The sequence below is a fragment of the Pseudoalteromonas sp. ATL1 genome, from assembly GCF_058933015.1.
The window spans coordinates 2223246-2245579 of record NZ_JBZYXL010000001.1 but is presented as its reverse complement, the minus strand read 5'-3'; the positions used below and the strand labels follow the sequence as shown (position 1 = coordinate 2245579).

Genomic DNA, 22334 nt, shown 5'->3' with positions numbered 1-22334 from the left:
GTTATCGCCTCACTTACATAGAATACTATGCGGCGCAGGCTCTGCCTTGCCAAAATACCCGAATGACTGCTGCAAAAACACACAGCAAAGTTCAACACGCCCTAAAATTTATGAGGTTTTTACTCGTCGCTCAATTCGAATTCTTGCAACTTTCCACAACCATGAAGTAATTGATAGCGCGACAGCTTGCCTTGCTCTAGCGAGATCAAGCTTATTGCACTATCTGAGATCAAATAAGGCTGCTTTTTAGATGACGTTTTCAATGGATGTTTGTTTACTTCCATATGCCAACGTTTAGTGAAAAAATTCAATGGACTCCATGGCGCGTATAACACTGAGTCCAGTTTATCAAAGCAATGGATGAGCTTTTTAGGAAACTCGTTTTTAATGCCCGATGCGGTCAACTGCCAAATACGATTATGATGCTTACCAAAACGGCTTTGCACCGAAAAACAAAATGAATAATGCACATCCCCAGATAAAATAATGGTTTCTTTTGGCGTATCAGGACGTCGGAAAATCTCAAGCAACTTCTTAGCTGACCCTTCGTGTGCCATCCAGTTTTCGACATCCACTAGTAAAGGTTGGCCACAAAAGTTAAATATGGATTGCACCGCTTCTATCGATTTAACGCCAAAAACGGGCGCTGGAGAGACCAGAATAACTTCTCTGTGATCGAGCAACGTATCCTCAAGTTCCATGAGCATTTCCCAATCCATGAGCCCACTGGGTTCATTAAAGTTTTGCTCGTTACGCCAGCGATGCGTTCGCGTATCCAACACAACCACTTTCGGGTAGGTTTCGAGGCAATAATGCCAATTTGCAAAGCGGGTAAGTGCTTTGTCTAGCGTCTTAAATTGCCATTGGTGAGAGATTAAGCTGCGCTCAAATTCGCTGCATAGAGAGCCAGTTTGTTGCATCGCATCATTGCCTAACCCTTGAAACAGCCAGTAACTTAATAAGCCACTATTGATAATACGTCGGCTGCTATTGTGTGCAGCAATAGCCTGCTCCCAACGCGCCGTTAAGTTCCAGTCATCGGTTACATCATGATCATCAAACATCATTAATGTGGGAATATTTGCAAACAAGCGCTGTGCTTTTGGCAAATCTTGCACAAAGCCTTCAACTGCCTCAAGGTGACTATCAAAGCGTTTTTGTACCTTTAGATCTGTACCTTGATATCGCAATGATGCTTTATCAATTAATTGCCAACACTGACTACCAAAGCTAAGCAAATAACAAGCTACAAACTCTTGAAAATAAACAAGATGGTTACCAGCATACATGCTGGTAAAGTGTGCTTCGCCTTTTTTAAACCAATAGCCAAAACTAAATTTTGAACATAATTGCCACGGCGTTTTTGGTAAATAATTTTGCCGCGCGTAAAGTTGCTGCTGAATACCTTCCGGCAAAGTGTCTATATGCGCAGCTTCCTTATAGAGCCCAAGTAATTCAACAAGCTGATCGATTGCCAACAACACCGGGCCCGCAACATCATCTGCGTAAATTTGATCGCCGGACATCAGAAGTAAGCTTGGAAGTTCTAAACCCTTTTCAAAACCTTGCTCTAAATGCTGATCAGCAGCAACAAGGCTATCACGGCTAGGATGATGTGGGTTTCTACAACTACCATGGAGCACATGTGTTAGCTTCTGAGGCACGATACATTGCGGAGACGTTTTAGCGCTATAACTAAAATCGACAAGTGATAAAGGTTGTCCGTCTAAGGTTAAGGCATAGTCGCAGTGAGTATCTGCTGCAAATAGCCCTGAACAAGGTGAAACGATTAGAATATGAAAAAAGCAGTGCTCACCAAGACGAAGGGTTTTTTGCTGTGTTTTACACACATAGCCTTCTACTTCAACTTCTACTTTGTGCTGTGCACTCGTAGCCAATTGAATACAAATCGCAGCTTGCTCCGCACGCCGAAGCATGGGACCAAGCAACAAGGTGGGCAATTGCGCGCGACTAGTCATCCGCCCGAGGTGCTAAATTGAACAGCTTGTAAAAGTTGTTTGTGGTTGCAGTGGCAAGCTCTTTATAACTGATCCCTTTCAGATCTGCGATATAATAGGCAACGTCCTGAACATACGCAGGTTGATTTGTTTTACCGCGATACGGTACTGGTGCCAAATACGGCGAGTCGGTTTCTATCAGCAATCTATCTAACGGGATTTGTTTAACAACGTCTTTCAATTCAACCGCATTTTTGAATGTGACAATACCAGAAATCGATATGTAAAAACCTAAATCGAGCGCTTGTTTTGCCATGGCCCAATCTTCAGTAAAGCAGTGCAACACACCACCACATTTTTCAGCGTTATGTGTCTTCATCAAGTTAATTGTGTCGGCTTTTGCATCTCGAGTGTGAATGATCAAAGGCTTATTCAAGGTATTGGCAACTTCTATGTGGCCAACAAAGCTATCCTGTTGAACTTGATGGGTGTCTTTTGAGTAGTAGTAATCTAAGCCTGTTTCACCAATTGCCACAACCTTTTCGTGGCTTGCTAAACGCGTGAGTAACTCTTTATTCAACTTATCTTTTTGATCTAAAGGATGCACGCCACAAGATGCTGACACATCATCATATTCAGAGATCACATCCAGCATGCTTGGAAACTGGTTTAACGTAACACTAACACACAAAAAGTGTTCAACTTGCTTAGCTCGCGCAGCATCCAATACTTGAGGCAAACTCAAGCCAAGTTTATCAAAATCTAGTCTATCTAGATGACAGTGAGAATCTACAATCATAACTACTCTTACATGGTGTAGGTGGGTTTACCAGAGTTTAAAACAGTGCCAAGCTGCTTGATAATTCTATCATTAACTCTATCTGGGTCTTCAATAAAACTAACGCCAGCCCCAGGAGGGTTTGAGTTTTGTGCACCTTGCGGTGTCAGCCAAACAACTTTGCCGACAATAACATGATCTTCTAGTTCATCAGGAAGCGTCACTCTAAGAGACACAGACTGACCAAGCTCAAAACGCGCGTTGCTCTTAACAAACAGGCCACCTTGTTTAAGCGTTGCCATATAACAAAGATATAATTCATCTGGATCTTGAAGGTCTAGTAGCAATTCTTGCACTGGGTTTCCTATTCACTCATATTTTTTATTGTATCGACCAATTTATTCAACGCTAAAGACTGGTTTAGGCCCAATATCTGTTGCGTGTCTGACATAAATTGATGCAGTGCATGTTGAAGCTTATCATATGCTTGAAACGATAAACCCAATAACAGTCTATCTTTAAGTTGCATCTGAATAAAGAGACAAAATACACTCATCAACTCAGGCGTTTCAGCCAACGTTGCTTGTACCTGTGCAAAATTATCTCCCGCTTTAAGGTTACATGCAAATTTGTATAACTCATCGACTTTATCTAACAGGTTATCTTGGTGCCATTTCGTAACAATAAGCGGCTGGTTCAAAAAGCACTTAACCCAAGGATATTGGCCAATATTGATATTTTGAGCTGCGAGCCAATTTAGGCTTTGCTCAGTCTGTAAAACGCTTACTTGAACGTGACTACAACGACTTAAAATAGTCGCGGGTAACTGATTTGTGTTATCGCAAGTAAGCAAAATATAGCGCCCTTGATTGGGCTCTTCTAACGTTTTAAGTAATGCATTGGCTGCCGAATGCGTCATTTTTTGGGCATTCGTAATGACCGCCACTTTTTTGCCACCTTGCTGAGCTGAGTGATGAACAAAACTCGCAAGGTAGCGGATCTGCTCAACCGAAATACTCTGACTTTGTGCACTGATCAGCATGAGATCAGGGTGAGTTTGCGCCTGAATAAGCGCACAACTTTTGCATCGACCACACGCATTGAGCGTTTCGTTGGCATCGCACAACAAACCATGCGCAATATCTTGCGCTAGCTGTCGTTTACCAACACCTGCTAAGCCAACCAGTAATTGCGCATGATGAAAACGATGTTGTTGATGGCTTAACGACAATTGCTGCCAAAGTTGAGCATGCCATTCATACATTAGTTTGTAACCCGAGTATAAAACTGGTTGAGGGCTACCAGAATATCTCGATGAACTTCTTCAAGCGTCTGATCTGCATTAATAATCACACAATTTTCATCAGCTCGAGCTAGCTCTAAATAACGCGCTCTAGTGCGTTCGAAAAAGCTCAACGCCTCAAGCTCAATGCGATCTAGCTCACCTCTGCCCTTTGCTCTGGCCAAACCAATCTCAGGTGGTATATCTAGATATAACGTCAAATCCGGTTTCAGTCCATCAAGTACAATTTGGGATAATGCTGACAACGTCGATGCCGATAGCTCTCTACCACCGCCTTGATATGCTTGAGATGACATGTCATGTCTATCAGCTAATACCCATTGACCGTTTTCCAATGCGGGCTTAATGACATTATGCAGAAGTTGGCAGCGCGCTGCGTACATGAGCAATAGCTCTGTTTCGCTGGCAACTTTTTCTTGATGCTGCTGTTTGATGAGTGTGCGCAATGATTCAGCTAAGGGCGTACCACCGGGCTCACGGGTTTGTACAAAATCAACGTGTTGTTGTTGCAAAAACTGCTGGCAAATAGCCATCGCCGTTGACTTCCCTGCACCTTCTAGCCCTTCAATTACAATAAATTTAGCTGTCATTATTTCTCTTTAATATGTATCTCTGTACTGCCTGATTATGTTCACGCAAGTTAATTGAAAACTGATGTTGTCCATTACCTTTTGCCACAAAGTAGTAATATGGCGTTTGCGCCGGTTGCGTTGCTGCACGCACTGCATCCGCGGATGGCATTGCGATAGGCGTTGGCGGCAACCCTTTAATTCGATAAGTATTATACGGTGTATATTGCTTTAGATCACGACGCTTGATATCACCATCAAATTTCTCGCCAATGCCATAAATCACTGTTGGATCGGTTTGCAGTCGCATATTGGCTTTTAAGCGATTGACAAAGACAGAAGCGATCTTGCCTCTCTCTGGCGCATACCCCGTCTCTTTTTCGATAATAGAAGCCAAAATCAGCACTTCGTAAGGTGATTTAAGGGGGAGATCAGACGCACGGCTTTCCCATGCCTGATCTAACGCCTGCTGCATTTTTTGCTTGGCACGACTTAATAAAGTCACCGCATGTGTATACGCTTCATAGTGGTATGTTTCCGGTAAGAACCAGCCTTCTGGTTTATTATCCACCTCTAATGCCGCGATTAATGCCTCATCATTGTCTGGAAGTTGCAGATAAGGGCTAGTCTTAAGTTTTTCGAGCATATCTTTGAAAGTTTCACCTTCGATGATGGTAAAACTAAATTGTTGCTGCTTGCCGCTATGAATTTTATCAATCGCACTTAATACCGTTAAATTTGATAGGTCATATACACCCGCTTTCAGTTCAAAGCGCTCAGGCATCAATTTGGAGTATATTTGATAAGGTAAACAAGACTGTAAAAAACCTCGTTGCTGCCAGTCACGGCACAAACGATGAAACCCACTACCCACACTGACTTCATACAACGCAGCTTGTGCGCGCAAAGGCTCTTGTAACATCGCATTATAGCGCTGGTGTATTAAAACACTGCCAACGATGGCAATAAACAAAAATAAAATAAGGAGCTTTTTTATCATAACAAACCAGACTCTAAACGAGACTTGAAGTGTTTTGCAAGCGATACATCATAATGGTGCTGCAATACAGAAGCGACATGTACACACCCTAACAAGCTGTTGCAAACAAACAGTGCATCTAAATTCTTTAAATCATTGGCTTTAAGTTCTATGGCTTCAATTTTATTTATATTCGCCAAATGCGCTAAATACACCCCTGAAATGCCGCATTTATCAAGTAACGGTGTATAAGCAAGCCCATTTTTAATTGCAATCAAGTTGCCTACTGAAGTCTCTACAATGTGCCCTTCAATATCGCTGACCAATACATCGTCACAATCATAATGCTGTGCATCAAGTTTAATCATGACTTGTTCCAAACGATTCAGTGTTTTTAATCCCGCGAATAAAGGCTGGTGCCCAAGTTGGACTGCACTGTGATGTAGTTTGAGCCCACTTTGCTGTAATTGATGATATTGGTTGGGGTATGGACTCGTTTTGAGCATGATACGTGGCTGAGCTGACGAGTCTGGCAAGTATCCTCTTCCACCTACACCACGGGTGATCATCACCTTCAGCACCCCGGATTCTATGCCAATACACGCTTGCTGTACGTCCTCGGCTAGCCGTTCAAAGTCAATTTCAGGAAATAACAAACGTTGCTGACACGTCTGAAGTCTCTGTAAATGTAAACTCCAAAACTGTACTTGCCCTTGTTGAATTTTGGCCGTGGTAAAAAAGCCATCTCCATACGACAACCCTCTGTCTGCACTTGATATAAATTCTGACTGCTCAATATCCATGTATCACCCACAAAAAAGCCCGGCATTGCCAGGCTTTTTTAACTTTGCCTAAACGGCATTATACCTTTTTAAATAGTAACGAGCCATTGGTACCACCGAACCCAAAAGAGTTACACAGTGCATACTCAAACTTAGCGTCTCGAGCTGTGTGTGGTACATAGTCTAGATCGCACCCTTCGTCTGGGTTGTCTAAGTTAATCGTTGGTGTTACTTTTTGCTCTACTAGCGAAAGCGCAGTAATAATAGACTCAACAGAGCCTGCTGCCCCCAGCAAGTGACCCATCATTGATTTAGTCGAACTCACCATGACTTTGCTAGCCGCATCGCCAAATACAGATTTAACCGCTTGTGTTTCGGCCTTATCACCTGCATGTGTTGACGTACCGTGCGCGTTAATATAACCGACCTGATCGGCATTAATACCGGCATCGTTCAACGCATTACGCATTGCAGCGGCTGCACCAGCACCATCTTCCGGTGGCGAAGTCATGTGATAAGCATCACCACTCATACCAAAACCGACAAGTTCTGCATATATTTTCGCACCACGTGCTTTGGCATGTTCGTACTCTTCCAGTACCATCACACCAGCACCGTCTGCTAGCACAAAACCGTCACGGTCTTTGTCCCACGGACGAGATGCAGCTTGTGGGTCATCGTTACGTGATGAAAGTGCGCGAGCGGCGCAGAATCCACCCATACCAATTGGAGTTGATGCTTTCTCAGCACCACCAGCAACCATTGCGTCCGCATCGCCATAGGCGATCATGCGTGCCGCATGACCAATATTATGAAGGCCAGTTGTACATGCTGTGACGATGGAAATGTTCGGACCACGCAAATTATGCATAATAGACAAATGACCTGAGATCATATTGACGATAGTTGAAGGTACATAAAACGGCGACAACTTACGTGGGCCACTATTTAGCAATTTGATGTGGTTTTCTTCGATCAGCGTTAAACCGCCAATACCAGAACCCACTGCTACACCAATCCTATCGGCATTTGCATCAGTCACTTCCAAGCCTGAGTCTTTAAATGCCTGAGAACCTGCCGCAACACCATATTGAATGAACAAGTCCATTTTTTTGGTTTCTTTTTTCGGCATGTACAAAGTGGCATCAAAATCGTTGACTAGGCCCGCGAATTTGGTTCCAAAAGAAGATGTATCAAAGTGAGTGATGTTTTCGATGCCACTACGGCCATCTAATAAGCCCTGCCAGGTTGATGCAACATCATTACCCAGCGGCGTCAACATACCCAAGCCAGTTACTACGACTCGACGTTTAGCCACGGTTTCCTCCAAAAAGGGATTATTATTTTATGAGGGGGATATAAAAAACGAAGGGCAGCGTGCGCTGCCCTAAGTGTATACTTCGCTAATTACTCAGCGTGAGCAGTAACGTAATCGATCGCTGCTTGAACAGTAGTGATTTTCTCAGCTTCTTCGTCAGGGATCTCAGTATCGAACTCTTCTTCAAGAGCCATTACAAGCTCAACAGTATCTAGTGAATCAGCACCTAAATCGTCAACGAAAGACGCTTCTGATTTAACTTCTTCTTCTTTAACACCTAGTTGCTCGATAATGATTTTTTTTACGCGTTCTTGAATATCGCTCATTCTTCTTTCCTTTATTAAAACGCATTTGCGTTATTTTCAGATTGCGGCGTAGTTTACGGCGCATAATACTGTGATTCAAGGATTTGCTCAGATATTTTTGTCTGGTCAAACCTCTTTAGTTAAATTTGTTACTTTTATCGCCTATTTTAATAGCAATTTCAAGTAAGTTTGCAGCAAGATCACAAAAAATTAAAAGCTAGGATTGCGATCTTTGCAACTTTATACCATGTACATAGCACCATTTACGTGCAATGTTTCACCAGATACATAAGCGGCTGCATCCGATGCCAAATAGCATACCGCTGCCGCTATCTCTTCTGGTTGTCCAAGACGACCCGCAGGAACATTCGCAAGCGTTGCTGCTTTTTGCTCATCAGTCAACTCATTTGTCATATCTGTTTGGATAAAACCAGGTGCAATCACATTCACTGTAATACCACGAGATGCAACCTCACGTGCTAAAGATTTTGAAAAACCAATCACACCCGCTTTGGCTGCCGCGTAGTTTGCCTGGCCTGCGTTACCCATAGTACCAACTACAGAGCCAATGTTAATAATGCGACCACATTTTTTCTTCATCATAGGACGTAATACGGCTTTAGACAGACGGTAAATTGAACTTAAGTTCGTATCTATGATGTCGTCCCATTCAGTGTCTTTCATGCGCATCAACAAATTATCGCGCGTAATACCCGCATTGTTAACAAGCACATCAACATCACCTAAATCAGCTTTAATTGCTTCAAGTGTTTGTGCGATAGACTCAGCGTCAGTCACGTTCAGTGCATAACCTTTACCGTTCTCACCAAGGTATTCGCTGATCTTTTCAGCGCCACCTTCACTTGTCGCGGTACCCGCAACTTTTGCACCTTGCGCAACAAGCGCATTGGCAACTGCCTTGCCAATTCCACGACTTGCACCGGTCACTAAAACGACTTTACCTTCTAATGAAAATAATTTGTTCATGATCCTTTTCTTCTCTTATTTTGCCGCTGCGAGTGAGTCGCTGTCATTAACAGCACCACATGCAACAGATTTATCAATTCTTTTAGCTAAGCCCGTCAATACCTTACCTGGGCCAAATTCATATGCCTGAGTGATGCCTTGCTTGGCTAACGCTTGAACTGTCTCCGTCCAGCGCACAGGGCTGTATAGCTGGCGGATAAGTGCGTCTTTAATTTCTTGTTCAGTTGCAGCTACAGCAACGTCAACATTGTTGATCACATCACACTTAGCAGCATTCATTGGCAACGTGGCTAAGTCTTGTGCCAACTTATCCGCCGCTGGCTTCATTAGCTCACAATGTGATGGCACACTGACAGACAAAGGCATTGCGCGTTTCGCACCGGCTTCTTTACAAGCTTCAGATGCACGTTCAACAGCTTCTTTGTGACCAGCAATAACGACCTGACCTGGTGAGTTATAATTAACCGGAGAGACGACCTGACCTTGTGCTGAGTCTGCACACGCTTTAACAATCGCTTCGTCTTCTAGGCCAATAATGGCAGCCATTGAGCCAACGCCCGCTGGCACGGCTTCTTGCATGTACAAGCCACGATTCTCAACAAGCTTAACTGCTTGAGATAATGACAATACGCCTGCACATACCAATGCAGAGTATTCACCTAAGCTATGCCCTGCCATCACCACTTCTTGCTCTGCGTTGCTTGCAAGCCAATGACGATAGATAGCAACACTTGCCGTTAATAATGCAGGTTGTGTGCGGTGAGTTTGGTTTAATTCTTCTTCAGGGCCATTTAGCACTAACGCTGCTAAGTCGTAACCCAGTGCTTCTGACGCTTCAGCGAAAGTCTGTTTTACGATATCTGATGAATCTAGTAATTCTGACAGCATGCCAACGGCTTGAGACCCTTGGCCAGGAAATAAAAGTGCAATTTTCTGTGACATATTGTGCTCTTCTAGTAATTGTTACGCCACGTAAAATCGGTTACGACACTATGTTAGTTGCCGATTGACGATGGCGGGTGTTCTGATTTTGCTGCTATTATCTGCGCAAAAGTAGCTTGGATCTTTTCAGGAATACGACGTTCAACTTCTCTGGCGGCTTCCTCTATCGCTGCAAGAAATGCTTTATTCGAAGCATTTCCATGGCTTTTCACTACAATACCCCGCAATCCTACCAGACTTGCGCCGTTATACTGGTCGGGGTTCACCCTTTTATATAGTTTTTTTATTACAGGGCGTAATGCAATCGCTAATAAACGATAAAATAAATGCTTTTTCAACGCTTTTGTAAACTTATGCATGATAAGTTTAGCAATTCCTTCACAGGTTTTAAGTGCCACGTTACCAACAAAGCCCTCACAAACAATCACGTCGGCTTTGCCCGAAAACATATCACTGCCTTCACAATAGCCTTGATAGTTTAAATGGGGAGATTGTCGCATTAATTGCGCTGCTTGTTTTATATCTTCGTGGCCTTTAATGTCTTCTGAACCGATGTTCAACAAACAGACTTTTGGTTGTTCAAGTTGCAAAGCTTGACCAGCAACAATAGAACCCATAATGCCAAATTGGAACAAAGTTTCCGCATCACAGTGCACGTTCGCTCCAAGATCGAGTAAATAAACGGGCTGTTTCTTTTCTGTGGGTACTGAGGAGATGAGTGCTGGTCTTTTTATTCCGGGCAGCATTTTTAACACATGATGTGCCATGAAAAATAATGCACCTGTATTACCTGAACTAACGCAAGCCTGTGCCTGACCCGATTTAACTAAATCGAGGGCAACTCGCATAGAAGACGATTTTTTATTGCGCACCGCATGTGCAGGTTCACAGCAATTAGTGACAACCTCATCACAGTGTTTGATGACTAATCGAGGGTGATGCAAAGAATCAAGCTTAGTCAAACCTTCGCTGATAACAGCTTCATTACCGCACAAAAGCAGCTTAAGGTTTTGATGCTTGTTTACTGCAGCGACAGCTGCGGGGATAGATGAACGGGGGCCGTAATCGCCCCCCATCATATCTAACGCTATGGTTAGATGAGTCAGCATAAAGCAATCTCTTAGTTAGAAATTACTTTAACGCCTTTGTAGTAACCATCTGCAGTCACGTGGTGACGACGGTGAGTCTCACCTGAAACTTGATCTACAGTTAAAGCTGGTCCACTGATCGCATCGTGTGAACGACGCATGCCACGACGTGCGCGAGACTTTTTGCTCTTTTGTACTGCCATTAGCCTTCTCCTAAGAATCTTTCTTAAGTTGTTTTAAAATTTCAAATGGATTTGGTTTGTTCTCTTGTGTGTCTATTTCTCCGAAGCTGGCAGGCTCCTCAGAATAGGCACATGATGCTTCGTTGTGCATAGGAACAATTGGAAGCGCTAAAATTAATTCGTCTTCTATAAGTTGACGAAGATTAATTTCACCCTCTTCATTTAGCTCCACCACATCGTAGCATTCGGGAAGATCATCTGACTCTGAACCTAATCCAACTGGAGAGTAAGCAAAGTCTTGTACCAAATCCAACCCTAATTCATCATTACATCGCTGACAAATAACAGTAAGGTGTGCGCGAATGGTTCCGCTCACAACAACCAACCCTTGCTCGTCATTCTTGCAATGAATGTTTACCGCTATCTCACCCGATTGATCTTGTACAACTTGCTCTAAACGAGAAAGTTCTTCAAGCTGAACAACTCCGTCATAACTTAGACGACGCTGTGCGGCTCTACAAGGATCAAGGGTGATGGGAATTTTCACCTTTTGCATAGGGGCTGCATCATATAGATAGTTAGTGCCTTAGTCAAAATAAAAATCAAACTTTCCTTTGTTTTTCGCGTTATTGCGCCCTATCCTAGCTGCAAGTTTAAATTGACCCTCGAGTATTTATGAAAACCCCACTCATTTTAGCGTCAAGTTCGCCATTTAGGCAGCAAATTTTGAAAAAACTCAACTTACCTTTCGAGAGCTTTTCACCCAATGTTGATGAATCAGCTTTACCTAATGAAGCGCCAGAACAACTTGTTTATCGTCTCAGTGAACTTAAAGCAAAGTCAGCCGAGCAGTTTTTCTCCAAGGGACTCGTGATTGGCTCAGACCAAGTTGCGGTGTACGACAATACGATATTAGGTAAACCGCATACTAAAAAGAATGCAGTGGAACAATTAACTCGCTTCAGTGGCAATAAAGTCACCTTTTTAACCGGGCTTAGCTTATATGATATTGAAAGTGATTATGTCACAACGATCGTAGAGCCTTTTTACGTGCATTTTAGAACGTTAACCCAAACACAGATCGAAGCTTATTGCGATGCTGAAAAGCCATATCAGTGTGCGGGTAGCTTTAAAAGTGAAGGGCTCGGTATTTGCTTATTTGAAAAATTAGAAGGAGATGACCCGAACTCTCTGATTGGTCTTCCCCTTATAAAACTGACTAAGTTACTCGCAGAACGCGGGCTCGACGTGTTGAACGCGCAAGCTTTGCGCTAATTGCTGAAAATTAGCACACACAGCCAGCGCATTGCTTTGCAACAACTGCTCTTCGCTGGCAGCGCCACAACTCATGGCGATTGCATCCACCCCTGCATTCTGTGCCATTTGCATGTCTAAAAGTGAGTCTCCAATCATCACTGCATCTTCAGCCATTACATTAAGCTCTTGCAGTATTTGTTGGATCATATCTGGATGAGGTTTAGAAGATGCTTCATCCGCTGTACGTGTGGTTGAAAAATAATGGCCCACACCCGTTTTAGACAGCATCGCATTTAATCCCGAACGCCCCTTTCCTGTCGCTACTGCCAAATATGCACCACGATGTTTTAAATTCTCGAGCAGTGCTTGTGCCCCTTCAAAAAGTGGTGTTGGGATGTCATCCCCATATTTGTACTGGTGTTGATAAGCAGCCGCCAGTTCATTCCACAAAGGGGCATCGTTTGGAAACAAGGTCGCTACTGCAGTATCTAAAGATAAGCCAATTATTGATGCTGCTCGTGTTTCACAAGGTACCTCAACGCCAACCTGTGCTGCTGCCAGTTGCAACGTATTCACTATTTTTGGTACAGAGTCCATCACAGTGCCGTCCCAATCAAAAATAACCAGCTTATATTTCATTTACCTACTCCTTAAGGTTTTTAAACAATTCGTTAGTGCATTATCTAGTGGCGCTTCTACATACATGGTTGTTTCTGTTTTAGGATGTAAAAAGCGTAGATCATGAGCATGCAAAAATAGTCGCCCTAACCCTTGGTTGCGCATTTTTGCATCAAAAACCTGATCGCCATATTTATCGTCACATGCAATTGGATGACCTTTACATTGAGTATGCACACGAATTTGGTGTGTACGCCCCGTTACAGGTGACGCTTGCACTAAAGTACAACCTTCGAAACGCTCTAGCACTCTGAAACGAGTGTGCGACGGTTTGCCTTGCTCCTCGTCAACACGCACAACACGCTCTCCCGATTGCAGTGTATTTTTACGAAGCGGCTCAGTGACATTTTTGATTTTCGCAGCCCACTCACCCGACACCAGCGCCCAATAATTTTTTTCCATAGTCTTTTCGCGCAACTGCTCGTGTAAACCTTTTAAAATTGAACGACGCTTTGAAATCAATAAGCAGCCTGAGGTATCTCTATCAAGACGATGCACCAATTCAAGACTTTTCTCATCAGGCCTTAATACGCGCAGCGCTTCAATCAAGCCATAACTCAAGCCACTACCACCATGTACCGCCATCCCAGAAGGCTTATTTATAACAATCAGATAGTTATCTTCGAAAATAATGGCATCTTCAAGCGCTGAAATTTTATCAAGATTGCGCGGCACAAACTCTTCACGCTCTGCCACTTTAATCGGAGGAATACGCACCTGATCATCAATTTGCAGTTTATAAACAGGTTTTACACGCTTTTTATTTACACGCACTTCACCCTTGCGCAAAATTTTGTACACGGCGCTCTTGGGCACCCCTTTTAAATGGGTAACCAAAAAGTTATCAATACGCTGACCTTCTTGGTCTTCGGTTATGGTAACAAAACTAACTTTTAAACCGGACTTTTCTGACATTGCCTAATCACTGATTTGAGTAATAATTTAGTTGCTATCACAAGGGTATTAGTGGGATAATCGGCTCGCAAATTTTGCGTAACTGCTTTTTACTCGCAAAATACTAATCGTGATGCACATCATGGGTGACAGATCATACAGATTGAAGCGTGGATTTCCAAAGCTTTTGTCACACCCAGAAAAAACACGTGCGTTTAACGCCTTTCGATGCGCGTAATAGATCGTAAGCGTAGTTAAGCACGATTAATAAAACGAAAAAGCAAGAAATAAATATATTTGTCTGATAGTTAGCCACGTTGAGCAATTTAGCCCGTGCGACGAACCGAAATGCGAATGCATTGCCCAACTTTTGCGCTTGAACAGTTAGAAAACTAACTCAAGTGCAGCGGCAGGTTACTGTAAATTGTTCCTGTTTTCCCCAGTCGTGAGACTGCATCAATACCAATGGAACACTAAGTTAACTCAGTGTGTAAACAGTCAGACTCGACTAATTTGAAAGTAGAGTAACAATATGAAACGTATGCTGATCAATGCCACGCAGCAAGAAGAAATGCGCGTAGCACTGGTTGACGGCCAAAGGCTATACGATCTAGATATCGAAAGCCCAGGTCACGAACAGAAAAAAGCTAATATTTACAAGGGTAAAATTACCCGTATCGAACCATCACTAGAAGCCGCTTTTGTTGATTACGGCGCTGAGCGTCACGGTTTCCTTCCTTTAAAAGAAATTGCCAAAACATACTTCCCTAGTGGCTACACGTTCAATGGCCGCCCAAACATCAAAGATGTAATTAAAGAAGGCCAAGAAGTTATTGTTCAAGTTGATAAAGAAGAACGCGGTCAAAAAGGCGCAGCGTTAACTACTTTTATCAGCGTAGCTGGTAGTTACTTGGTATTAATGCCGAATAACCCCCGTGCAGGTGGTATTTCACGCCGTATCGAAGGCGACGAGCGCATCGAGCTTAAAGAAGCGTTGAGCCGCTTAAACTTACCTAAGGGTATGGGTTTAATCGTTCGTACTGCAGGCGTAGGTAAATCTTTTGAAGAACTTGAATATGACTTGAAAGCACTTTTGGTGCACTGGCAAGCAATTCAAGAAGCTGCAGATAGTGGTAAAGCACCATTCTTAATCCACCAAGAAAGTAACGTTATTTTCCGTGCTATCCGCGACTATTTACGCCGCGATATCGGTGAGATTTTAATTGATAAGGCCCGTGTTTTTGAAGAAGCCAAAGCGCATATTGAGCGTTTCCGCCCTGATTTCATCAACCGCGTAAAGCTATATCAAAATGACGTACCGCTGTTTACGCATTACCAAATCGAAAGCCAGATTGAATCAGCTTTCCAGCGTGAAGTGAGATTACCATCAGGCGGTTCAATTGTTATCGACCCGACAGAAGCCCTAACTTCGATTGATATTAACTCGTCTAAAGCAACCAAAGGCGGTGATATTGAAGAAACTGCGTTAAACACCAACTTAGAAGCAGCAGATGAAATTGCGCGTCAATTACGTTTGCGTGACTTAGGTGGTTTGATAGTGATCGACTTTATCGACATGACTCCTCCTCGCCACCAGCGTGAAGTTGAAAACCGCCTAAAAGACGCTGTTCGTCCTGACCGAGCTCGCGTCCAAATTGGCAAAATCTCACGTTTTGGCCTGTTAGAAATGTCTCGCCAGCGCTTGCGCCCAAGTTTAGGTGAAGCGAGCCAGCACTCATGTCCACGTTGTAGTGGTCAAGGAACAATTCGTTCAAATGAGTCTATCGCCCTGTCGATCCTTCGTTTAATCGAAGAAGAGGCAATCAAAGACAATACAGCACAAGTAAATGCTCAAGTGCCCGTGCCAGTTGGCGCGTATTTATTGAATGAAAAACGTAAATCAGTGCACCGCATTGAAAAACGTCATAACTGCGATGTTGTGATCATTCCAAACCAGCACTTAGAAACACCACACTATGAAGTGTTACGTCTTCGCAAAGATGAAACTTCGGAAGCCGCTAGTTACGAGCAAATGACTATTCCAGAGCCGGAAGTGATTGAAGTATCACGTACACCGACTATCGTGAAAGAAGAGCCAGTGCTTAAAGGTGTTGTTATGCCTAGTGCGCCTGCGCCAGCACCTGTTGCAGAAAAACCAAAAGCAACAGTGGCTGAACAGTCAGAAGCTGGATTACTAACCAAAATCGGTCAATGGTTGAAGGGGTTATTTAGCTCAGAACCTGAGCAAGAAGAAGAGAAAAAACCTGCGCCTCAAAAGCCGCGTCGTAATAATGACAATCGTCGTAAAAATCAAAATCGCCGCCGTAATAATACGAAAAAGCGTGAAGATCAAACTCAAGACGAAAGTGTTGAACAAGAAATGCGCAGCAATGACAACCGCGAGAAAGGTGAAGGTCGTAACAAACGCCGCCGTCAAAATCCGCGTAAACGTACAGACAACAAGGTAACGAGCACTGATGACAACAACGAAGCTGTTACTAACACTGTCGAAACGGAAACAAAAGAGGTTAAATTAAAACCTCGTCGTCAACGTCGTAACTTACGTAAGAAAGTACGTATTGATGAACAATCGCAAGATACGGTAGTTGAAACGTCTAATCTAGATGTGGCCGAAGCCGCTGAAAAAGAAACGAAAGTTGCAGCGCAACAAGGCCAAGCAAATACTAAAGAAGCTCAACCACTGGTAACCAACAAACCAGAACTTGCGGAAGCGCCTTCAGAGGCGAAAGCCGAGACGAAGCAAGAAGACAAAACTGAAGCAAATGAATATCTACAAGCTGACGTTCAAGCGAGCACTGAAAAAGGTGATGAAGAGACAACTGACGAAACACCAAGAACTCGTTCTCGTCGCTCTCCTCGCCATCTTCGTGCTGCAGGTCAAAAACGTCGTAAGCCAGAAGGTAGCAAAGATGCTGAACCTGCGTTTATTCCAGTTGCTGATCAAGCCGCTGCTGAATACGAAGCTCAGCTTAAATCACAAGTGCAACCAACTGAAACTGGTGTTGACTACAAAGACACTGAAGAAAAGCTAGGCGCAGAAGAACCAACTGTTGAAGCCGAAACAAAGTCTGAAGCACCAGTTGTTGAAGAATCAACTGTTGAAGTGGAAACTCAGCCTGAAGCACCAGTTGCTGAAGAATCAACTGTTGAAGTGGAAGCTCAGCCTGAAGCACCAGTTGTTGAAGAAGCTGTTGAAGTAGAAGCTCAGCCTGAAGCACCTGTTGCTGAAGAAGCTGTTGAAGTGGAAGCTCAGCCTGAAGCGCCAGTTGCTAAAGAAGCACCTGTTGAAGTGGAAACTCAGCCTGAAGCACCAGTTGTTGAAGAAGCTGTTGAAGTGGAAGCTCAGCCTGAAGCACCAGTTGCTAAAGAAGCACCTGTTGAAGTGGAAACTCAGCCTGAAGCACCAGTTGCTGAAGAAACTGTTGAAGTGGAAGCTCAGCCTGAAGCGCTAGTTGCTAAAGAAGCTGTTGAAGTGGAAGCTCAGCCTGAAGCACCTGTTGCTAAAGAAGCTGTTGAAGTGGAAGCTCAGCCTGAAGCGCCAGTTACTGAAGAACCTGCTGTTGAAGTAGAAACTCAGCCTGAAGCACCTGTTGAAGCTAAAGAGCGCTCTGCTGTTAACGGTAATGGTCCTAGAGTCCGCTTTACGCAAACATCAAGCTCGCCTATGACCAAAGCAAGTAGTGTTGATGAAACCACAGAAGTCGTGACACCATCAGCGATGCCACATGAGGCACGTGAAGTTGTCGCAAATTCAGGTCTATCTGCTGGTTCAAAGGCACCTGTAGGGCGAGCAAGTTCAGCCATGGCATCAACTATGGCAATGACAGAAGCTGAGCCTAAGAGCGAAGCGAGTCATGCCGAGTGATCTCTGACTGAATAAAAAAGGCCGCTTTCGCGGCCTTTTTTATTACAAATTATTTGTTTTCAAATTTAATACCATTAATTCTCTTTCCGAAGTGGTCTATTTGAGACAAGACTACCGTGCCGGTAACAAAACAAAAATTTTGTGAGTTAGGCCGTGTTGATCTTTAAGGTATGATTTTTGTTCAAATCAAAGGTTTTCAATACCCGAAATGCGCTATGACGCATAGCGATCTATGCGAGTAGCGCATAACGCCGTGGTGGAAGCCTTTGGTTGAACTCTATAGGCAGCGTCATTCGGATATTTTTCTACGTTATCGCCAGACTTACATAGAATAACTATGCGACGCAGGCTTTGCCTTGCCAAAACAACCGAATGACTGCTGCAAAAATACACAGAAAAGATCAACACGCCCTAGCTTTATCTAAATTAAAAATTTTAACGCTGCTATCACTAAGTTTATCCACAAATGATTAAGTGTGATTGCTGACTGGTACCAGAACCAAGACTCATCGCTAGATTGCTTGATAAAGAGACTCCCGCTCTAAAACACGTTTCAAATAATGCTTAGTTTCATCATAAGGTAGCCCAGCTTCCAATGCCTCTAATACACGCTCTGGTGTCAACGAGTTGATAACACGGCTCGCGTTCTTAATATTACGTGAGCCGTCACTGTTAAACACCCTAGCCACATTTCCCGCTCCTGTATTGTATGCTGCTATCATGCAATATTTACGACTCAAGGGGTCGTTAATATGCCGCAAATATCGTTTATCTAAAATATGAAGATACGCCGCACCCGCCTCGATATTATTTTCGGCTACATAAAGGTATGGACTAGACATAGGCTCATCTATTTTGTACAAAAAACGGTTAACATCTACACCGGCACTGGTTGGTACAATTTGCATCAAACCAAACGCAGGGATAGCCGATTTAGCCAAAGGGTTGAAATGGCTTTCCGTGTGCATCACGGAAAAAATCAAACTCGGCTCAATATCAAAACGCTGGCTCTGCTTTGCAACATCAGTTTTATAAACCGCTGCACGCGCGGGTCTTAACTTATTTTTGGGCAAACTGATAACATACTCACTGACCTTCTGGGCTTGTTGAGGCTGGCCGGCAAGCTTTTTAATACTATTTTTTAACTTGTTCAAGCGCTCAGTTTCTAGCTGTTTTAACTCTGCGTTCTTTTTAGCAAGTTGCTGATTTGCAGTTTCAACATCTTCCGGTGAGCTTTCTTGCGCCAAAGATTCGTCAAGCTGACGCTCTATGAGTTGTTGTTGCTGCACCGTTTGTTGTTTGATTTGTCGCTTAGCATCAACCAGAGCTTGCACTTTATGGCTTAAATCAACATTGTGTACGTTTTGCTTAGTTAGCACGTCTCGTTGCTTCTTCAAATCTTGATCTTTGAAAAAAGCATCAAGCAGCGCGCTATTCGATCTCAAAAAAGCGTCAAAGGCATGTTGTGCTTGTTCTTGGCTGGGCGTATCTGATGAAGCGTGCTTAATAGCAACTTTGAGCGTATTGTTCTCAAAATCAACTTCTAAACGCGCATCATTTGTTTCACTGTAACTGACATACTTTACATTGTCGGACATTTTCGCCTCGCCCCACTGCTTGATCAGTTGGTCACGATAGGCATCAAACTCGGCAAAGTGCTGCGCTACGAAGTCTTCATACTCTGTGAGATGTTGCTGTTTATATTGCTCAAACTCGTCTTTGTTTTGCGCTTTATCATCATCGCCTTGCCATTGCTTCATGGCTTTATCTAGCTCTTGGAATAACGTATTTTGCTCAGTGGCGGTGGCGGTGGCTATCAATTGAGAGGTAACAACGAATGCGATCAGCTTTTTACTCATGCTGTGCTCCTATCTAGTCGATGTGCGACAAGAAGTCATGTGAGGTAGTGCAAAATACCTACCTCACTAAGTTTATCCTTAACTAGCAAATCCTTAGTTAGTTAAGCGTGCAATTTCTTTTTCTAGGTCTTGCTCGGCTTTAAATGCCTTAAACTCTTGATATAAAAATTGCTCGTCTTTTGGATTTATGCTTGGTTTCGCTTCTTTGATCAAATCTTTAAATAACGTTTTGGTTAACTCTGGCGATAGTGTTGTCAGTGCGCAAAAATAATCTTTACCCCCAATTTCAACCACATCCGCCTTAACAACGCGAGACCCATTTAGTGTTTGTTTGGTTAACTGTTTAGATACCGAGCTAAATGTGCTGCCAACAGTGGTTGCGTCATTCGCGTCAGTACGATTAGCAAACGTTTTATCTAATCCTTCAATACGCACTTCAATTTGCTGAGCTAATGCTAAGCGCGCGTTGGCAACCGCCATTTTTTGATCAACTGAAATGTTGCCTGAGTATTTGATACAGTCCGCCGCTGCGATACCGTTTTCAATTGTTGGGTTCAATACCCAATCAGGGATATTCACGCTTGAACTAGACGCACTGTCTTCTTTTGTCGAACTACAGGCTGATAACATCCCTGCAAGTACTAGTGTCGTGATCAGAGGTTTAAGTTTCATTTTCTTTCCTTTTGGCCCGAAGTATTTCTTAGGGTGTAATCTAGCAAACAATTTTGTGGCTAACAGTAATAAATTGTAAAAACGATTTTTAACATTTTATTGCTTTTAAAGTGTTTTTTATTTCTTTACCTTTGTCACATGGCTAATATAGAACACCCTATCACTAACAAGCAAAGGATGCCTCATTGAGTGCTAGCACACATAAATTTTTAATGTTGATTGTTGTTTTTATTCAACTTTGCTTACTTAGTGCATGCAACATTACACAGTTCAACCAACTCTCTCCTGCCCAATTAGCGCAGCAGGGTAACTTTGCGCAGGCTAAACAGCGCGTTACACAAAATTACAGTAAAACCGGCAACGAACGTCTACTCTACCATCTTGAAATGGCAAGTCTATTTCATCTGGAAAAAAACTATCAACAAAGTAATGAACACTTAGATCAAGCGCTTATGCTAATCGAATCTTTTTATACACAGAGTATTTCAGAGTTGACAATGGTACAGTTCAGTGGGCCTAGCTATTCAACATTTAAGGGCAAAGCCTACTACTTACCGCAAATACATGTTCTTAAGGCTCTGAATTACAATGCCTTGGCACAGCTTGAGCCGAATTTAATGCAACAACATTTAGACGCAGCCTTGGTCGAAATGCGTCAACTCGATGTATTTTTAGGTAAACTCAAAACTGAAACTGGTGGTTACACACAACCACAAAGCTCAGATTCACTCGCCAATCAGATTTATCGAATTTTAACGCCAATTTTTGCGCCCAGTGGCCTTTTAGAAAACATCGATTACAAAGACGATGGCTTTGCACATTTTCTAAGTGCCGTGTTTTTTGAACAAAGTGGTGAGTTTGACTCTGCACGAATTCAGTATCAACGCGCCAAAGATATTTATGAAAGCGGTTTCGCAAAACAATACAAACTACCAGAACAAACGGTTACAAGTGCGACATTCGGTCTAATGCGGGTAATGCAAAAGTCAGGAGGATATGACAACGAGTTGCGCGCTTTAAAGAAACAAATAAGTGCCAATGCTCCTTTGAATTCCAATTTAACGGTGATTCAAAACATGGGCATTGCACCACAAAGAAAACAGCTTAACTTGCTGCTGCGCGCTGACAGTGACGCCAAAGCTTTGGTTATGACACCGGTTCTCTTTGGCTCACATCGTGAAAGACAAGCGCAAATGCGCTGGTTTCAAATGCTTCACGCGGATACCAGTATTTTCGATATGATCCAAAATTACATGCTTGGTGATTTTGGCGATGTTGCAATGGGAGCGCTTACAAAACGACTCCCGTTAGGCCCGCTTTGGGATGAAGCCGTCAAGGTGGGCATTGTTGATGCACTCCAATATGGCGCGAGGATCTCAGTCACTTACTTGGAACCGCTTAATAATCAAGTGAGTAAAAGTGAGTTATGGATAGATGGTGAGCGTAAAATACAGCTACAACCGTTTCATTCCATTAGCTTGCTAACTCTACAAGATGCGTTAAAGCATGCAAATAGTGAAATTCAAAGTGCACTCACACGAGAAATACTGAAAGCGCTTTCTGCGAAAAAGCTATTAGACAAAACAGGCTTTGAACAAAATAACTTATTGGGAAGCTTAGCAAAGTTGACTACATCCGTAGTAAATGCTGTAACCGCTTCCGCCGACACGCGTCAATGGCAAACATTGCCAGCGCAGATCCGCGTGGCACAGTTGCCAGTCACAAGCGGCAAGCATACATTAACAGTCAAAACTTACTTACGCTCGGGTCAGATCGTTGAAAAGTCGGAAGAGATCACAATATCCGATACGATGAACCTATGGCATACACGCACATTTTTAAATAATACGAGTGAGCGTGCATCGCTCTCAAGCTCAATCTTGAATATGGAATAATG

General features: G+C 43.2%; 21 protein-coding genes. 3 read left to right on the top strand and 18 right to left on the bottom strand.

Annotation, left to right across the window (positions count from 1 at the left end):
- Window positions 1-119: 119 nt before the first annotated feature.
- From AC5FX4_RS10180 to yceD, 14 genes are all read right to left on the bottom strand, one after another.
- Complete coding sequence (locus AC5FX4_RS10180) at window positions 120-1979, bottom strand: alkaline phosphatase D family protein (RefSeq protein ID WP_493606294.1); 1860 nt, start codon at window positions 1977-1979, stop codon at window positions 120-122.
- Window positions 1972-2757 (bottom strand): TatD family hydrolase, encoded by a 786-nt coding sequence (locus tag AC5FX4_RS10175; RefSeq protein WP_493606293.1) that lies wholly within the window; start codon window positions 2755-2757, stop codon window positions 1972-1974. The genes AC5FX4_RS10180 and AC5FX4_RS10175 overlap by 8 nt, the downstream gene beginning before the upstream one ends.
- 8 nt (window positions 2758-2765) lie before the next feature.
- On the bottom strand, window positions 2766-3092 hold the full coding sequence (locus AC5FX4_RS10170; protein ID WP_493606292.1) for a PilZ domain-containing protein: 327 nt from the start codon (window positions 3090-3092) through the stop codon (window positions 2766-2768).
- Between the two features lie 8 nt (window positions 3093-3100).
- Entirely contained in the window at window positions 3101-4000 is a 900-nt protein-coding gene (gene holB / locus AC5FX4_RS10165) for a DNA polymerase III subunit delta' (RefSeq protein WP_493606291.1), read from the bottom strand.
- Window positions 4000-4629 (bottom strand): dTMP kinase, encoded by a 630-nt coding sequence (gene tmk / locus AC5FX4_RS10160; protein WP_493606290.1) that lies wholly within the window; start codon window positions 4627-4629, stop codon window positions 4000-4002. The genes holB and tmk overlap by 1 nt, the downstream gene beginning before the upstream one ends.
- Window positions 4619-5605 (bottom strand): endolytic transglycosylase MltG, encoded by a 987-nt coding sequence (gene mltG / locus AC5FX4_RS10155; RefSeq protein WP_493607802.1) that lies wholly within the window; start codon window positions 5603-5605, stop codon window positions 4619-4621. Before mltG ends, tmk begins: the two co-directional genes overlap by 11 nt.
- Window positions 5605-6390, bottom strand: coding sequence for an aminodeoxychorismate lyase (gene pabC / locus AC5FX4_RS10150; protein WP_493606289.1), 786 nt, complete (start codon window positions 6388-6390; stop codon window positions 5605-5607). Before pabC ends, mltG begins: the two co-directional genes overlap by 1 nt.
- Window positions 6391-6448: 58 nt before the next feature.
- Window positions 6449-7687 carry a beta-ketoacyl-ACP synthase II gene (gene fabF, locus AC5FX4_RS10145; protein WP_493606288.1) on the bottom strand — a complete coding sequence of 413 codons (1239 nt, stop codon included), beginning with the start codon at window positions 7685-7687 and terminating at the stop codon, window positions 6449-6451.
- A gap of 89 nt (window positions 7688-7776) precedes the next feature.
- On the bottom strand, window positions 7777-8013 hold the full coding sequence (gene acpP, locus AC5FX4_RS10140; RefSeq protein WP_070985135.1) for an acyl carrier protein: 237 nt from the start codon (window positions 8011-8013) through the stop codon (window positions 7777-7779).
- A 219-nt stretch (window positions 8014-8232) separates the two neighbouring features.
- Entirely contained in the window at window positions 8233-8979 is a 747-nt protein-coding gene (gene fabG, locus AC5FX4_RS10135; RefSeq protein WP_493606287.1) for a 3-oxoacyl-ACP reductase FabG, read from the bottom strand.
- Window positions 8980-8994: 15 nt separating this feature from the next.
- Window positions 8995-9921 (bottom strand): ACP S-malonyltransferase, encoded by a 927-nt coding sequence (gene fabD, locus AC5FX4_RS10130; RefSeq protein ID WP_493606286.1) that lies wholly within the window; start codon window positions 9919-9921, stop codon window positions 8995-8997.
- Window positions 9922-9974: 53 nt separating this feature from the next.
- Complete coding sequence (gene plsX / locus AC5FX4_RS10125; protein WP_493606285.1) at window positions 9975-11030, bottom strand: phosphate acyltransferase PlsX; 1056 nt, start codon at window positions 11028-11030, stop codon at window positions 9975-9977.
- A gap of 11 nt (window positions 11031-11041) precedes the next feature.
- On the bottom strand, window positions 11042-11212 hold the full coding sequence (rpmF, locus tag AC5FX4_RS10120; RefSeq protein WP_070985127.1) for a 50S ribosomal protein L32: 171 nt from the start codon (window positions 11210-11212) through the stop codon (window positions 11042-11044).
- Between the two features lie 10 nt (window positions 11213-11222).
- A complete protein-coding gene (gene yceD / locus AC5FX4_RS10115; protein ID WP_493606284.1) occupies window positions 11223-11747 on the bottom strand; it encodes a 23S rRNA accumulation protein YceD in 525 nt (174 codons plus the stop codon).
- 119 nt (window positions 11748-11866) lie between these two features.
- On the opposite strand from yceD, the gene AC5FX4_RS10110 reads away from it, so the two are divergent.
- On the top strand, window positions 11867-12466 hold the full coding sequence (locus AC5FX4_RS10110) for a Maf family protein (RefSeq protein ID WP_493606283.1): 600 nt from the start codon (window positions 11867-11869) through the stop codon (window positions 12464-12466).
- Here the strand turns inward: AC5FX4_RS10110 and AC5FX4_RS10105 are convergent.
- Both AC5FX4_RS10105 and rluC read right to left on the bottom strand, forming a co-directional pair.
- Entirely contained in the window at window positions 12416-13087 is a 672-nt protein-coding gene (locus tag AC5FX4_RS10105) for an HAD-IA family hydrolase (RefSeq protein WP_493606282.1), read from the bottom strand. The genes AC5FX4_RS10110 and AC5FX4_RS10105 overlap by 51 nt on opposite strands.
- Window positions 13088-14041, bottom strand: coding sequence for a 23S rRNA pseudouridine(955/2504/2580) synthase RluC (rluC, locus tag AC5FX4_RS10100; RefSeq protein WP_493606281.1), 954 nt, complete (start codon window positions 14039-14041; stop codon window positions 13088-13090).
- A 511-nt stretch (window positions 14042-14552) separates the two neighbouring features.
- Here rluC and rne point away from each other — a divergent pair.
- On the top strand, window positions 14553-17906 hold the full coding sequence (gene rne / locus AC5FX4_RS10095) for a ribonuclease E (protein WP_493606280.1): 3354 nt from the start codon (window positions 14553-14555) through the stop codon (window positions 17904-17906).
- 512 nt (window positions 17907-18418) lie between these two features.
- On the opposite strand, the gene AC5FX4_RS10090 is transcribed toward rne, so the two are convergent.
- Entirely contained in the window at window positions 18419-19765 is a 1347-nt protein-coding gene (locus tag AC5FX4_RS10090) for a transglycosylase SLT domain-containing protein (protein ID WP_493606279.1), read from the bottom strand.
- 93 nt (window positions 19766-19858) lie between these two features.
- A complete protein-coding gene (locus AC5FX4_RS10085; protein ID WP_476292788.1) occupies window positions 19859-20437 on the bottom strand; it encodes a hypothetical protein in 579 nt (192 codons plus the stop codon).
- A gap of 212 nt (window positions 20438-20649) precedes the next feature.
- Here AC5FX4_RS10085 and AC5FX4_RS10080 point away from each other — a divergent pair, with 212 nt between their 5' ends.
- Window positions 20650-22332 (top strand): COG3014 family protein, encoded by a 1683-nt coding sequence (locus tag AC5FX4_RS10080; RefSeq protein WP_493606278.1) that lies wholly within the window; start codon window positions 20650-20652, stop codon window positions 22330-22332.
- The last annotated feature ends 2 nt before the right edge of the window (window positions 22333-22334 follow it).